Below are 13,587 nucleotides of genomic sequence, written 5' to 3'. Positions count from 1 at the left end.
CAGTCGCCGCGGGCGGAGTGAGGCAACCATGAGTGACTTTTTGAGGGCATCGCTTTGGATGTCAGGGGCGATTGTTTCCTTTTCCGTCATGGCCGTTGCCGGGCGCGAGGCCAGCGCTGAACTGGATACCTTCGAAATCATGACCTACCGCAGCCTGATCGGGCTGCTGATCGTCATCGGCCTGATCGCGCTGAAGCGGCAGTTTCACACTATCACCCGCGCGGATCTGGGCCTGCATGGCATGCGTAATCTGGCGCATTTCGCTGGGCAGAACCTGTGGTTTTATGCGCTGACACTGATGCCGCTTGCGCAGCTTTTCGCGCTGGAGTTCACCACACCGATCTGGGTCTTGCTGCTGTCGCCATTCTTGCTGGGGCGGCCGATCCGCGCGGTGGGGCTTTTGGCGGCGCTGATCGGCTTTGTTGGCATCCTCATCATCGCGCAGCCTGGTGTCGGCGGTCTGGGGCCGGGCATTCTGCCAGCGGCGGCCTGCGCCATTTGTTTTGCGCTGACCGTGATCTTTACCAAACGACTGACCGCGCGCCACAGCACCTATGCCATCCTGTTTTACCTTACCCTGATGCAAAGCGGATTTGGGTTGATTGCCACGGGATACGACCTGCAGATCACGTTGCCATCCTTGGCCATATTGCCCTTGGTTGTTCTGATCGGGCTCGCGGGCGTCACAGCGCATTTTTGCATGACGACCGCGCTGTCACTGGCACCCGCATCGGTTGTTTCGCCCATCGACTTTGTCAGGCTACCAGTGATCGCTTTGGTGGGCGCGCTGCTTTACGCGGAACCTCTACAACTGAGCGTACTGTTTGGCGCTGTTCTGATTTTCGCGGGTAACTACTTGAACATCATCACAGAATCCAAAAACAACGCCAAGTTGACTTTGCGTTAGACTGATCAGTTTAACGCGCAGTCACCAATTGACCCCAAAGCCCACCGTTTCCTAGCGTGCCCGAACTGCAATAACACGCGGGGAGGCGTGACATGAAAAAAGCACTGACAGGTGCAGCGGCAATTGGGGTTCTTGCCAGCGGCGCAATGGCTGGCGGGGTCGAGCGAACCACACAATCGGCCAGCATCCTTTTTGAACAGGGCGATCTGGTTGAACTGAGCGTTGGCGTGGTCGATCCCAGCGTTTCTGGCACCGGCGTGGCGGTGACGACGGGCGTTGCCTCAGGTGACATGAGCGAGCGGTATTTTCAGACAGGTCTGGCCTATAAACAGGATCTGGGCACGGGCCTGTCGGCGGCGTTGATTTTTGATCAACCCTTTGGCGCAGACGTGGCCTACCCCAGCGGCACCGGATATTTTGCCGCAGGCTCCACAGCCACGCTGAACAGCAAAGCCCTCACCGGATTGATCAAATACACCACCGACAGCAATGTCAGTGTCTTTGGCGGGTTGCGCTATCAGACGCTGGAGGCCGCGGCCTCCCTGCCGTTTGTGGCCGGTTACACCGCCAGCAGCGACAATGATGGCAGCTTTGGCTATGTCGCCGGGGTGGCCTATGAGCGGCCGGATATCGCGCTGCGCGTCGCGCTGACCTATAATTCGGCCATCCAGCACGATTGGACCATCGTCGAAACCGGCCCCGTGCCCGGCACCAACAGCCTGTCCACCGAAACCCCGCAATCGCTGAACCTGGAATTTCAGACTGGCATCGCCAAAGACACGTTGTTGTTTGGCAGCGCGCGCTGGGTGGATTGGTCGGAATTTGACATTTCCCCACCGGGCTATGTTGCCGCGACCACCGTGCCGCTTGTGTCCTATAGCTCTGACACCATCACCTATACTTTGGGCGTGGGCCGCCGCTTCAATGAAAACTGGTCCGGGGCTATTTCGGTAATGCACGAGCCGCGGGTGTCCGGCTTTTCTTCGAACCTGAAACCCACAAATGGAAAATCCGGTGTCACCATTGGCGCGACCTACAAGCAGGGCAATATGGAGATCACCGGCGGCGTCAGCCACGTCTGGCTGGGCGATGCAGATACAACGCTGGCATCCATCTCACCGGCAACCGCGGCGTCATTCAGTGACAACAGCGCCTGGGGCGCGGGTCTCAAAGTGCGTTTCCGCTTTTGAAAATCACGACCATCGCGCCCGGATCGGCGCGGTGGTCCTGCTGCATGACATTGACCCGGCGCGGCCTGCCCGCTACCTACAAGTAAAACCAACAGGGTCGGGTAGATGCTTTACAACTCCGCAAGCGACTGGCGGGACGCGCCGCAAAAAAAGGTTCTTCTCTTTGCTATGTCAGGCCTGGGGAAAACCCATGTTTCCAACATGTTGCGCGACTCCGGTGATTGGTTTCACTATTCGGTCGACTACCGGATTGGCACCCGATACATGGGCGAACACATCGCGGACAACGCCAAAGCCGAAGCGATGAAAGTGCCGTTTCTGCGTGAGCTGCTGCTGAGTGACAGCATTTACATCGGCTCTAACATCACTTTCAACAATCTCGCCCCCCTCAGCACCTATTTAGGCAAACCCGGCAATCCCGACCTCGGCGGTGTGCCGTTTGAAGAATATCTGCGCCGCCAAAATCAACACCGCGAAGCTGAAATTGCTGCACTTAACGACACGCCGCATTTCGTTGCGCGGGCGCATGAGCTGTATGGCTATGACCATTTCGTTTGCGATACCGGCGGCTCGATCTGCGAGGTGGTGAACCCAGAAGATCCCGAAGATCCGATCCTAAAGATGCTAAGCGAGACGGCGTTAATGGTCTGGATCAAAGGGTCTGACGCCCATACGGATGAGTTGATCCGCCGCTTTGATAAAGCGCCAAAGCCGATGTATTATCAGCCGGATTTCCTGATTGATCGCTGGAACGAATATCTGCAAAGCGAGGGCTGCGCCCCTGACGAGGTGAACCCGGATGCTTTTGTGCGCTGGACCTATGCCAAGGCTCTGGCCCATCGTCAGCCCCGCTATGAGGCGATGTCCAAATGGGGCATCACCCTGCGCGCTGAAGATCTGGCCAAAGTCACAAGCCCGTCAGAGTTTGACGCGCTGATCGCAAGCGCCCTTGAGTGACGCTGCCGCCTGCCCTACATAACCCCTTCCACCATAAAAGAAGACTGTCCAATGCCCATCAAACTGCCCTCAGACCTGCCTGCCTTTGACGTGCTTTCGCGCGAAGGCGTCATGGTGATGGCAGAAGATCAAGCGGCCCGGCAGGATATCCGCCCACTGCGGATTGGCCTGCTGAACCTGATGCCAAAAAAGATCCAGACAGAAAATCAATTCGCCCGCCTCATTGGCGCAACGGCGTTGCAGATTGAACTGTCGCTGATCCGCATGAGCGAGCATCAGACCAAGAACACAGCCGCAGAACATATGGCCGAATTCTATCGCCCCTTTTCCGAGGTCAAAGCCACGGGCGAAAAATTTGATGGGCTGATCATCACCGGGGCCCCGATCGAACATTTGCCGTTTGACGATGTCACCTATTGGGACGAATTGCGCGAGGTCTTTGACTGGACGCAGACCCATGTGCATTCGACCTTTGGGGTCTGCTGGGGCGGCATGGCCATGATCAACTATTTCCACGGCGTAAAAAAACACCTGCTGGACGCCAAGGCCTTTGGCTGTTTCCGTCACAAGAATCTGGACCCGTCCAGCCATTTTCTGCGCGGCTTTTCCGATGATTGCGTGATTCCGGTCAGCCGCTGGACCGAAATGAAACAGGCCGAAATTGACGCTGTGCCAGCGCTCAAAACCCTGCTGGCCAGCGACGAAGCCGGCCCCTGCCTGGTTGAGGACAGCAAGCACCGTGCGCTCTATATCTTCAACCATTTCGAATATGACAGCGACACGCTGAAACAGGAATATGATCGCGACGTCGCCGAGGGCACGCCGATCAACGTGCCGATGAACTATTACCCGGATGATGATCCCAGCCAGCCGCCGCAGAACCGCTGGCGCAGCCATGCGCATCTGCTTTATGGCAATTGGATCACCGAAGTCTATGAAACCACCCATTACGACATGAACAACATTGGCAGCTAAGGCGTTCATCATATGCGCTTTTCTTCTGGTCGCCTTTGCAGTGGCCACGATGATCAAGGCCCGCGCCAATGAGGCGCGGGCTGAAAAGCGCTATCCGCCCGAGGGGCAAATCCTGCGGGTCGATGGCCATCCGGTGCATGTGGTGGTGCGTGGCAGCGGGCCTGATCTGGTCCTGATCCACGGCTCCTCCGGCAGTGCGCGCGATTTCACCTTTTCTCTGGTGGGCAAACTGGCAGACCGCTACCGGGTCATTGCCATTGACCGCCCCGGGCTGGGCTATACCGCGCCGATGGGTGGGGCCAGCATTCAGCAGCAAGCCACATTGCTACAGAAAACAGCGGCGCAACTGGGCGCAGAAACCCCGATTGTGCTGGGCCAAAGTTATGGCGGCTCGGTCGCCCTGGCCTGGGCCGCCCATCACCCCGACAACATTGCGGCGCTTGTGGCGCTGTCGACCCCATCGCTGCCCTGGACCAGCGCGCTGAGCCTGTTTTACGGCCTGACATCGCACCCGCTCTTAGGCCCGCTGGTCATTCCGGTGCTGACCGCCTGGGTGCCGACAAGCAAGGTCAATCGCGAGGTCGAAAGCGTTTTTGCGCCGCAATCGGCCCCCGAAGGCTATGCCGCGCACTTTGGCCCTGGCCTGACCCTGCGCCGCAGCGCGCTGCGCGCAAATGCCCTGCAACGAGCCGGCCTGCTTGAGGAAATCAAGGCGCTGCAACCCCGGCTGCCGCAGATCACCACCCCCACCGAATTGCTGCATGGCGATGCGGACACCACCGTCGGGCTTGAGATCCACTCGCGCCCGCTGTCGCGCATCCTGCCCAATGCCCATCTCACGGTACTGGAGGGCATCGGACACATGCCGCACCACAGCGCCGAAACCGCCGTGATTGACGCGATTGACCGCGCTTCCGCACGGGCAAAGTTGAACTGATCGCCTAACACCGCCATATTAAAAGAAAACAACGAGGTTTTCATGGAGCTGCCCTTTGATGGCGCGATCAGCGCTTTTTACAAAGACACCGCGCCCGCGGCGATCCGACAGGCCATCGCCTCAGCGGACAAGGGCGCTATTCTGGACGACAGCTTTCCCTATGATGCCCGGCAAAAGCGCAAAGCCTACGAAAGTGAGATGGCCGCGCTGCAGATCGAGCTGGCAAAACTACAGGCCAGCCTGCGCGAGAGCGGACAGCGCATCGCCATTGTGTTTGAAGGCCGCGACGCCGCCGGAAAAGGCGGCACGATCAAACGCTTCCGCGAAAACCTGAACCCGCGCCATGCCCGCGTTGTGGCCCTGGGCAAACCAACCGAGACTGAGCAGAGCCAGTGGTATTTTCAACGCTATGTGCCGCACCTGCCGGCCGCAGGGGAACTCGTGTTTTTTGACCGCAGCTGGTACAACCGGGGTGTGGTGGAAAAGGTCTTTGGCTTTTGCACCGATGCCGAGCGGGCGCTGTTTTTCAAGCAGGTGAATAATTTTGAAAAGATGCTGGTGGATGATGGCGTCATCCTGATCAAATTCTGGCTCAACGTCGGGCGCGCGGAACAGCTGCGCCGCTTTTTGGCGCGTGAATCTGATCCGCTGAAACAGTGGAAACTCAGCTGGATTGACGTTGAAGGCCTGAAAAAATGGGATGCTTATACGCAGGCGATTGCCGAGACTTTTGCACAATCGGACAGCGCCCATGCCCCCTGGACCGTTATTCGCAGCGATGACAAACGCCGCGCACGGCTCAATGCGCTGCGCCACGTGCTGTCGCGCGTGGATTATGCCCACAAGGACAGCGCCGCCATCGGCGCGTGCGATGCGAAAATTTGCGGCGGCACGGATATTTGGCATGCCTAAACGCGGTTATCATCATGGCAATCTGCGCCAGGCCTTGGTTGAGGCAGCGCTGCAACTGATTGAATCCAAAGGACCAACTGGCTTCACCCTGTCCGAGGCCGCCAAAACCGCCGGCGTCACCCCGGCCGCGGTCTATCGCCACTTTGAAGGCCGCGAAGATCTGATCGCCGAAGCGGCGCGTCAGGGCTATGAAATTTTTGCGGACCTTATGCAATACGCCTATGACAAGGGAAAACCATCGGCCCTGGCGAGTTTTGAGGCGACGGGCCGGGCCTATCTGGCCTTTGCCCGCAAATACCCCGGCCATTACATTGCAATGTTTGAAAGCGGCGTTTCGGTCAATCGCACGCCCGAGCTGGCCGCCGTCGCCGGGCGCGCCCGCAGTGTGATGGAACAGGCCGCAAGCGACCTATCTGAACATATCCCGCCGGAAAAACGCCCCCCCGCAACGATGTTTTCCGCGCATATCTGGGCGATGAGCCACGGGGTCGTCGAACTTTTCGCGCGAAATTCACCCGGCAGCCAAAGCCCCTTCCCACCCGAAGATCTGCTGGAAAGCGGTATCGGCGTTTATCTGCGCGGTCTCGGCTTGATCAAACCGGACGCTTAAGAGTACACTTATAGCTGAAATTTCATAATGTATTTCCCCTTAAGGGGTAATTTGAACGCTATAAGATTGCTCATAATGCTGACGACTCTCAGGTCCACCTTACAAACCGCCAATCGCAACAGAAAATGGAAACGTAAAAGCGCGCGCCTAAGCCGCGAAGTGGGTTCTTTTCGCGCATCTGAAAATCACGCCCCGCAGGACAAGATAACCTCTGCACTCACCAAACTTGCGCCATATGCCATTGATGTGCCGCTCGTGCGCTTGGGGCCAGAGGATGATGGCGGCTATCTGTTGCCCGATGATCTGGACGGAATCGCCGCGCTTTTTTCGCCCGGCGTGTCAGATACCGTCGGCTTTGATCATGAAATCGCCCGTCGCGGCATTGATTGCTTTCTGATGGATGCATCGGTTGAGGAACCCGATCATTTGCTGCCCAATATGCAGTTTCAGAAAACGTTTTTGGGCGCGCGCGATGCGGATCCCTTCGTCACCTTGCCAAGTTGGATAAAGGCGTCTGTCCCGAACGACGGTGATCTGATCCTTCAAATGGACATCGAGGGTGCAGAATATGATGTTCTGCCGCATGTCTCAGCCGCCACGCTTGACCGCTTTCGCATCATTCTTCTTGAAATTCATGATCTCCATAAGATGTGGCAGGCCGATTGGTTGGCGCGTTTCGGTAAGATCCTGAACCAGTTGAACGCCAATCACCTGCTGTGCCATATCCACGCAAACAATACCGCGCCGTATTTTTCCCTGGCCGGTCACACCATCCCCGATGTGCTGGAGCTAACATATATCCGCAAGGATCGCGTATCAGCGGACGGCTCTATCGCAGATGTCCCCCACCCATTGGATCGGCCAAATTGTACAAAGACCGCGCATTTTCCGACGCCAAAGATTTGGGAAATGCAAAATTAGCGGCGCGCTGACCAAGAGCTAGGGCAGCTTCACCTTTTCTCAAATACTCAAAATGTCACCGCCTAATTTTGGCGATACACCAAAGAAAAAAAGGGCCGCCCGAAGGCAGCCCTTTTGAAAAGTCTTTGGCCAGCGATTAACGCTTGGAGAACTGGAAGGACCGGCGGGCTTTGCGCTTACCGAATTTCTTACGTTCAACAACACGGCTGTCGCGGGTCAGGAAGCCAGCGGCTTTCAGCGCGCCGCGCAGGGAGGGTTCATAAAGCTGCAGCGCTTTGGAAATCCCGTGCTTGACCGCGCCCGCTTGACCGGACAGGCCGCCACCTTTCACGGTTGCATAAACGTCGAATTCACCTTCAACGCCCGCAACAGTGAATGGCTGCGCCAGGATCATTTGCAGAACCGGACGTGCGAAATATTCGTTTTGTGGCTTGCCGTTAACAACGACTTTGCCAGAACCTGGTTTGATCCAAACGCGCGCAACAGCGTCTTTACGCTTGCCGGTTGCATAAGAACGGCCCAGCTCGTCGCGCTGCGGCTCACGTGGGGCTGCTTCGGCCACCAGCGCGTCGCCGTTTGCAACAGCGGACAGCTCTTCCAGAGAATTGATTTGATCAGCCATTGATTAGCTCCGCGTGTTCTTGGAGTTCATGGATTTGACATCCACAACTTCTGGCGATTGCGCGTCATGTGGGTGCTCAGCACCGGCATAAACACGCAGGTTGGTCATGATTTTGCGGCTCAGGCGGTTGCCTGGCAGCATGCGCTTAACAGCAGCAGTCACGACACGCTCTGGATAGGCCCCTTCCAGGATCTGCTCCGCAGTGCGGTGCTTGATGCCGCCTGGGTGGCCAGTGTGCCAGTAATATTTCTTGTCAGTGCGCTTCTTGCCAGTCATCTGAACTTTGTCAGCGTTGATGACAATCACGTTGTCGCCACAGTCCATATGCGGGGTGAACGACGGCTTGTGCTTACCGCGCAGGCGGGTCGCGACGATCGACGCAAGACGGCCCAGCACCACGCCTTCGGCGTCGATGATGATCCATTTCTTGTCGATGTCTGCCGGAGTAGCAGAAAAGGTTTTCATGGTGGTCTACCTAGGTTTGGTTGACAGATGGTCGCCCCACATGGCGCGAGTCGACACATCAATATGCGATGGGCGGGTTATAAAGCCCCCACAGGGACAGTCAACCGCACAAAAGCCAATTTAATTGTTTGTTTTCAATGAATTACAAAATAGGTATTATTTTACCCCATAAATTTTCATGCGCATCATGGCAAATTACGTGGTAAAACCGCGTGGCGGGTTGTCCAGCAGGTCACGCAGCACCATCACCGCCTGCTGAAACCGCGCCTGATCAATTTGCCCGTTGATCGCAATCCGCACCGCATGCACAGCCCGCCCATCCCGTAGAGTGAATTCATCTGCTGATTTCAACTCGACCCCGGCGGCCTTGGCCGCTTGGGTAAAGGCAGGCGCGCGCCAGGCCACCGGCAGCTCGACCCAGACCAGCGGCACATGGCTGCGCCAGCGGATCGGATAGCCGCCCAGTTGCTTCACGACAAAACGCAGATCCGCGTTGATCCGCCCCTGCACATTGGCAATGATACGTGGCAGGTTTTCGTCGGTCATCACGCGCGCAAACGCCTCGGTCAGGATGCTTGAGACGCCAAAATGGCTCAGCTGCACGCTTTGCAACATCTGCCCGACCCAGCCGCGCGGCGGCAAGGTGAACCCGACACGCAAAGCGGGCGACACCAGTTTGGACGGCGAGCCGACATACCAGCCAAGGTCCGGCAAAAGCGCGCGGTAAGTCTCGGCGCTGTGGCTGCCCGTGTAATAACAATCGTCATCCACCACATGCAGCCCATGGCGCAACGCCACAGCAGCAATTTCCCGCCGACGTTTTGGCGATGTGGGACGTGTCGTCGGATTATTGATTTCCGATGAGGTACAATACAAAGTCGATCCGGTAGATTGTACCAATTTTTCCAAAGCATCGGCATCCGGCCCTTCGCCATCCCAAGGCACCCCAACGACCTGCGCACGGCAGAGTTCGGCCGCTTTGCGAAAGCCGGAATAACTGACCTCATCCACCAGAACGACTGGGGCCGGGCCGCGCAAGACCGCCTGCATGATATGCATCAAAGCGTTCTGTCCGCCGTGGGTGATCACCAGGTCATCTTCGGTGTAATGCCCGAGCGGCGCATCCCCCATCCACTGCATAAAGGCCCGGCGCGCGGGGCGGTTCACCTCTCTTTTTGGGTATTGCATCAAAGCCTTAGTCGGCAAATCCTGTGCCACTTGGCGCAGGGAATCCCGGATCAGCTTGTCCTGCCCCATGTCTGGAATACGGGGGCTGAGGCAGTCGACGATTTCGGGCCATTCCTGTGGCCCGGCGCTTTGAAACGGATTGGAAACAAAGGTGCCCCGCCCGACGCCTGCCTCCAAAGTGCCCTCTTCCACAAGGATCGAATAGGCCCGTGCCGCTGTGCCCGGCGTGATGCTGAGGCGATAGGCCAGATCACGCACCGGGGGGAGTTTTTCCCCCGCCGTCAGCGTGCCAGAGGCGATGGCATCGCGGATTTCCGTGGCCAGAGCCTTATATTTTGCGGTGCCTGCACGCAATTGCTGCGGCTGCCATTTTGTATCCATTACAATATTATCCTAGACGCACGTTTTTTGAAATTGTACCCACTGATTACCAATTCGCCATGGTATTTGTATTGATACAATTATCTGGCAAGCCTCTGATTTGCTCAAGAGGAAAACGACATGTTTTTGGGATGGGCCACCCTCTTCCGGTCCCATGTTGGAAATATGTCGCCCTCGGTCGGCCTCTCAGCTCGGCTTTGGTGTCGACGGCGCTTGCGCGTTCTGTCGGCCTTTCGTCTTCGGTGTCACTCCCGGTGACGAGATTGGCTGCATCGGCGGCCACCGTGCTGACGGACGTACACCCCGTCGGACGTCAGCTTACTTGGCCGGGGTTCGCCCCGGCTTTTTTTCCGCCAAGATAATGCGCTTATGCCGCCGGTTTGTCCGGGGGAATGGAATAGGTGAGAGAGGCGATGGCCACGAGGTCCAGCTGCCCCTCAGACCGCAGGCGCACAGAAATCACCGCCAAGGCGCGGCCCAGCTTCAGAACCTCGGCCTCAGCGATAAGGTCCTGCCCCGCCGCCGGTTTGCGCATGAAATCAATACTGCAATGGGTGGTCACGGCCAGCGCCTTGGGCCCGATACGCGCAAGCGTCGCGACATAGGCCGCCACATCGGCAAGCGCAAACATTGACGGGCCGGATACTGTGCCGCCGGGGCGCAAATGCTGATCCGCGACGCGCAGCCGCATCACCGCCCGGTCCCGTGCCAGCAGATCGATCACAAATTCAGGCCCCATCTGCGGAAAAACCTCGGCCAGAAAGCGCGTCACATCCTCTCGTGTCATCATGGCCGTCACGCCGCATCCTCCCTTTGGTTCTGACATGATCAGGGTTGCGAGCCGCCGCGCAAAACACAAGCCGGCAGCGCGCGGAACGTTGCGGCACCAAAGCGCAGCCGGAAAACCGCGACATTACATAATTAGGCCCAAAATGCGGCAAAGCCGCGCGCTGCCCGTGCATCCTGCCACCTGCAACGCATTCAAATTTTTATAAAATTTTCAAACAATGGTCCGAGATCTCGATTGTTTCCGAATTCGTGCCGCATTTTTTCCCAATTTGAACTGGTCCGCCCCTCACCCGCATGCCATAACCGGCATACCGACAATGTCGGCGACCACGATTGGGTCGCTGCCAGGTGGAAAGTCCCTCCAGGGTCAACTCTCTCTGACCTCGACCTTCCTGCCGCAGCGACCCAAGTGATACCTTTTCCTCCTTCGCAAAACCACCGCGCCTCGCAGCGCGCGCCCACCATGCGGCGCTTGCCCCTTTTCAAAGCGCCCGGACTGGCCTATTTCGCCCCTATGACACAGACATTGCACATCATCGGCGGCGGAATGGCCGGATCAGAGGCCGCCTGGCAGGCTGCCAACATGGGCCTTAACGTGGTGATCCACGAAATGCGCCCCAAGGTGGAAACCTTTGCCCATCGCACCGGCAATCTTGCGGAGATGGTCTGTTCCAACTCCTTTCGCTCTGATGACAGCGAACAGAACGCTGTCGGGCTTTTGCACTGGGAAATGCGCGCTGCAAACGGCCTGATCATGCAGATGGCGGACAAGCACCGCCTGCCGGCTGGCGGCGCGCTGGCGGTGGATCGCGACCCGTTTGCACAGAGTGTCACCGACACGCTGTTGGCCCACCCGCGCATTCAGGTCGCGTATGGCGAAATCACCGAATTGCCCAGCGAGGGCCATTGGATCATCGCGACCGGCCCGCTGACGTCCGCCGGGCTTGGCGGCGCGATTCAGGCGGAAACCGGGGCTGATGCACTGGCGTTCTTTGATGCCATCGCGCCGATTGTCTATGCCGACAGCATCAATATGGATATCGCCTGGCTACAATCGCGCTATGACAAGGGCGACACCGAGGAAGAGCAGAAAGCCTACCTCAACTGCCCGATGACCAAAGACCAGTATGAGGCCTTTATTGACGCGCTGCTGGCCGCCGACAAAGCCGAGTTTCACGAAGGCGAAACCGCCGGCTATTTTGATGGCTGCCTGCCAATCGAAGTGATGGCCGAACGGGGCCGCGAGACCTTGCGCCATGGGCCGATGAAACCAGTGGGGCTGACCAATGCGCATGATCCGGACAACAAACCCTATGCGGTTGTGCAGCTACGGCGCGATAACGCCTTGGGAACATTGCTAAATATCGTCGGCTTTCAGACCAAAATGAAATACGGCGCGCAGACCGAAGTCTTTAAGATGATTCCGGGTCTGGAAGAAGCGTCCTTTGCCCGGCTTGGTGGGATCCACCGCAACACGTTTATCAATTCGCCGACATTGCTGGATGATCAGATGCGTCTGAAATCACGCCCCAACATTCGCTTTGCCGGGCAGATCACCGGTGTGGAAGGCTATGTGGAAAGCGCCGCCATGGGGCTGCTGGCTGGGCGTCTGGCAGCGGCGGAAATCCTGGGCACACCTTTGCCGACTGCACCGCTCAATTCGGCCATGGGCGCGCTGGTGCATCACATCACCGGCGGCGCCGAGGCCAAGACCTTTCAGCCGATGAACGTCAATTTCGGGCTTTTTCAACCCGTGGACGGGCTCAAGGGCGGGCGCCGGGGGCGCAAGGACCGCTACAAGGCCTATACAGACCGCGCCAAAGAGGCTTGGCAAAACTGGCTCAGCACGCAAAGCTGAGCCATACCAACTTCCCAAAGGCACGCCCTTGCAATTTTGCACCCGTTTCGCCCCTTCGCCCACTGGCCCGCTGCATCTGGGGCACGCCTATTCTGCGCTGATCGCTGCCGCCGATGCCGCGCAGGCGGGTGGCAGGTTTTTGCTGCGCATCGAGGATATTGACCAAAGTCGCAGTCGCCCAGAGTGGGAAGCGCAGATTTTTGAGGATCTCGCCTGGTTAGGGCTGGACTGGCCCACACCCGTGATGCGCCAGTCAGAGCGCACAGCGGCCTATCAGGCTGCATTAGCGCGGCTGACAGACATGGGCCTGACCTATCCCTGCCGCTGCCGCCGCGCGGACATTGAGGCCGCTGCCTCGGCCCCGCAAGAAGGCGTGCCGCAATTTGGCCCAGACGGGCGCATTTATCCGGGCACCTGCCGCGCGCGCACCCCGGCAGACGCTGGCCCCGACGACGTGCTGCGGCTGAATATGGAAAAGGCCGCCCCGCTGCTGAAGGATCTGCAGTTTACCGAAGTTGGCGCGCTTTATTCTGGCACCCATGCGGTGACGGCAGAGGCGCTGATCCGCGATGTTGGCGATATCATTCTGGTGCGCCGCGGCATGGCCAGCAGCTATCATTTGTCAGTGGTGGTGGATGATGCTGCACAGAACATCACCCAGGTCACGCGCGGTGCCGATTTGTGGGAGGCCACGCAGGTTCATGTGGCACTGCAGGCGCTGCTCGGCCTCGCTGTGCCGCAGTATCACCACCATGATCTGATCCGCGATGCGGCGGGCAAACGCCTTGCAAAACGCGATGATGCCCGCGCCATTGCCACCTATCGCGCTGCCGGGGCCAGCCCGGCCGACATTCGAAAAATGGTTGGTTTGTAGT

Annotated in this window: 14 protein-coding genes; 10 read left to right on the top strand and 4 right to left on the bottom strand. The window is 58.2% G+C overall.

Annotation, left to right across the window (positions count from 1 at the left end):
• Nucleotides 1–28 precede the first annotated feature (28 nt).
• The 8 genes from N6L24_RS02270 to N6L24_RS02235 all read left to right on the top strand — a co-directional run bounded on the left by N6L24_RS02270 (nucleotide 29) and on the right by N6L24_RS02235 (nucleotide 7,409).
• Entirely contained in the window at nucleotides 29–907 is an 879-nt protein-coding gene (locus N6L24_RS02270; protein ID WP_271843018.1) for a DMT family transporter, read from the top strand.
• Nucleotides 908–999: 92 nt separating this feature from the next.
• Nucleotides 1,000–2,097, top strand: a complete 1,098-nt coding sequence (locus N6L24_RS02265; protein ID WP_271843017.1) for an OmpP1/FadL family transporter — start codon at nucleotides 1,000–1,002, stop codon at nucleotides 2,095–2,097.
• Nucleotides 2,098–2,202: 105 nt separating this feature from the next.
• Nucleotides 2,203–3,054, top strand: coding sequence for an ATPase (locus N6L24_RS02260; RefSeq protein ID WP_271843016.1), 852 nt, complete (start codon nucleotides 2,203–2,205; stop codon nucleotides 3,052–3,054).
• Nucleotides 3,055–3,105: 51 nt separating this feature from the next.
• Nucleotides 3,106–4,029, top strand: a complete 924-nt coding sequence (metA, locus tag N6L24_RS02255; protein ID WP_271843015.1) for a homoserine O-acetyltransferase MetA — start codon at nucleotides 3,106–3,108, stop codon at nucleotides 4,027–4,029.
• Between the two features lie 49 nt (nucleotides 4,030–4,078).
• On the top strand, nucleotides 4,079–4,966 hold the full coding sequence (locus tag N6L24_RS02250; protein WP_271843014.1) for an alpha/beta fold hydrolase: 888 nt from the start codon (nucleotides 4,079–4,081) through the stop codon (nucleotides 4,964–4,966).
• A 42-nt stretch (nucleotides 4,967–5,008) separates the two neighbouring features.
• Nucleotides 5,009–5,878, top strand: coding sequence for a polyphosphate kinase 2 (gene ppk2, locus N6L24_RS02245; protein WP_271843013.1), 870 nt, complete (start codon nucleotides 5,009–5,011; stop codon nucleotides 5,876–5,878).
• Nucleotides 5,871–6,488, top strand: coding sequence for a TetR/AcrR family transcriptional regulator (locus N6L24_RS02240; RefSeq protein ID WP_271843012.1), 618 nt, complete (start codon nucleotides 5,871–5,873; stop codon nucleotides 6,486–6,488). The genes ppk2 and N6L24_RS02240 overlap by 8 nt, the downstream gene beginning before the upstream one ends.
• Nucleotides 6,489–6,647: 159 nt before the next feature.
• Nucleotides 6,648–7,409 carry an FkbM family methyltransferase gene (locus N6L24_RS02235; protein ID WP_271843011.1) on the top strand — a complete coding sequence of 254 codons (762 nt, stop codon included), beginning with the start codon at nucleotides 6,648–6,650 and terminating at the stop codon, nucleotides 7,407–7,409.
• Between the two features lie 136 nt (nucleotides 7,410–7,545).
• Here N6L24_RS02235 and rpsI read toward each other — a convergent pair whose 3' ends face one another.
• The 4 genes from rpsI to N6L24_RS02215 all read right to left on the bottom strand — a co-directional run bounded on the left by rpsI (nucleotide 7,546) and on the right by N6L24_RS02215 (nucleotide 10,864).
• Nucleotides 7,546–8,031: a 30S ribosomal protein S9 gene (gene rpsI, locus N6L24_RS02230; protein WP_271843010.1), complete on the bottom strand. Its 486-nt coding sequence runs from the start codon at nucleotides 8,029–8,031 to the stop codon at nucleotides 7,546–7,548.
• A gap of 3 nt (nucleotides 8,032–8,034) precedes the next feature.
• The gene (gene rplM, locus N6L24_RS02225; protein WP_271843009.1) at nucleotides 8,035–8,496 is read right to left on the bottom strand and encodes a 50S ribosomal protein L13; all 462 of its coding nucleotides are present in this window, start codon (nucleotides 8,494–8,496) and stop codon (nucleotides 8,035–8,037) included.
• A 195-nt stretch (nucleotides 8,497–8,691) separates the two neighbouring features.
• A complete protein-coding gene (locus tag N6L24_RS02220; protein ID WP_271843008.1) occupies nucleotides 8,692–10,065 on the bottom strand; it encodes an aminotransferase-like domain-containing protein in 1,374 nt (457 codons plus the stop codon).
• A gap of 367 nt (nucleotides 10,066–10,432) precedes the next feature.
• Nucleotides 10,433–10,864: a PaaI family thioesterase gene (locus tag N6L24_RS02215; RefSeq protein WP_442872570.1), complete on the bottom strand. Its 432-nt coding sequence runs from the start codon at nucleotides 10,862–10,864 to the stop codon at nucleotides 10,433–10,435.
• 504 nt (nucleotides 10,865–11,368) lie between these two features.
• Between N6L24_RS02215 and trmFO the strand changes: the two genes are divergently transcribed.
• Both trmFO and gluQRS read left to right on the top strand, forming a co-directional pair.
• On the top strand, nucleotides 11,369–12,712 hold the full coding sequence (trmFO, locus tag N6L24_RS02210; RefSeq protein ID WP_271843007.1) for a methylenetetrahydrofolate--tRNA-(uracil(54)-C(5))-methyltransferase (FADH(2)-oxidizing) TrmFO: 1,344 nt from the start codon (nucleotides 11,369–11,371) through the stop codon (nucleotides 12,710–12,712).
• A 28-nt stretch (nucleotides 12,713–12,740) separates the two neighbouring features.
• Complete coding sequence (gene gluQRS / locus N6L24_RS02205) at nucleotides 12,741–13,586, top strand: tRNA glutamyl-Q(34) synthetase GluQRS (protein WP_271843006.1); 846 nt, start codon at nucleotides 12,741–12,743, stop codon at nucleotides 13,584–13,586.
• The last annotated feature ends 1 nt before the right edge of the window (nucleotide 13,587 follow it).

Source organism: Cognatishimia sp. SS12 (assembly GCF_028369055.1).
Classification (GTDB): domain Bacteria; phylum Pseudomonadota; class Alphaproteobacteria; order Rhodobacterales; family Rhodobacteraceae; genus Cognatishimia.
The sequence above is the reverse complement of the archived record's forward strand: the minus strand, read 5'-3'. Positions and strand labels throughout refer to the sequence as shown.

What these genes read in the sequence shown, in the direction of transcription:
- N6L24_RS02270 (WP_271843018.1), top strand. Translation starts at nt 29, where the DNA reads ATGAGTGACTTTTTGAGGGCATCGCTTTGGATGTCAGGGGCGATTGTT.
- N6L24_RS02265 (WP_271843017.1), top strand. Translation starts at nt 1,000, where the DNA reads ATGAAAAAAGCACTGACAGGTGCAGCGGCAATTGGGGTTCTTGCCAGC.
- N6L24_RS02260 (WP_271843016.1), top strand. Translation starts at nt 2,203, where the DNA reads ATGCTTTACAACTCCGCAAGCGACTGGCGGGACGCGCCGCAAAAAAAG.
- metA (WP_271843015.1), top strand. Translation starts at nt 3,106, where the DNA reads ATGCCCATCAAACTGCCCTCAGACCTGCCTGCCTTTGACGTGCTTTCG.
- N6L24_RS02250 (WP_271843014.1), top strand. Translation starts at nt 4,079, where the DNA reads ATGATCAAGGCCCGCGCCAATGAGGCGCGGGCTGAAAAGCGCTATCCG.
- ppk2 (WP_271843013.1), top strand. Translation starts at nt 5,009, where the DNA reads ATGGAGCTGCCCTTTGATGGCGCGATCAGCGCTTTTTACAAAGACACC.
- N6L24_RS02240 (WP_271843012.1), top strand. Translation starts at nt 5,871, where the DNA reads ATGCCTAAACGCGGTTATCATCATGGCAATCTGCGCCAGGCCTTGGTT.
- rpsI (WP_271843010.1), bottom strand. Translation starts at nt 8,031, where the DNA reads ATGGCTGATCAAATCAATTCTCTGGAAGAGCTGTCCGCTGTTGCAAAC.
- rplM (WP_271843009.1), bottom strand. Translation starts at nt 8,496, where the DNA reads ATGAAAACCTTTTCTGCTACTCCGGCAGACATCGACAAGAAATGGATC.
- N6L24_RS02220 (WP_271843008.1), bottom strand. Translation starts at nt 10,065, where the DNA reads ATGGATACAAAATGGCAGCCGCAGCAATTGCGTGCAGGCACCGCAAAA.
- trmFO (WP_271843007.1), top strand. Translation starts at nt 11,369, where the DNA reads ATGACACAGACATTGCACATCATCGGCGGCGGAATGGCCGGATCAGAG.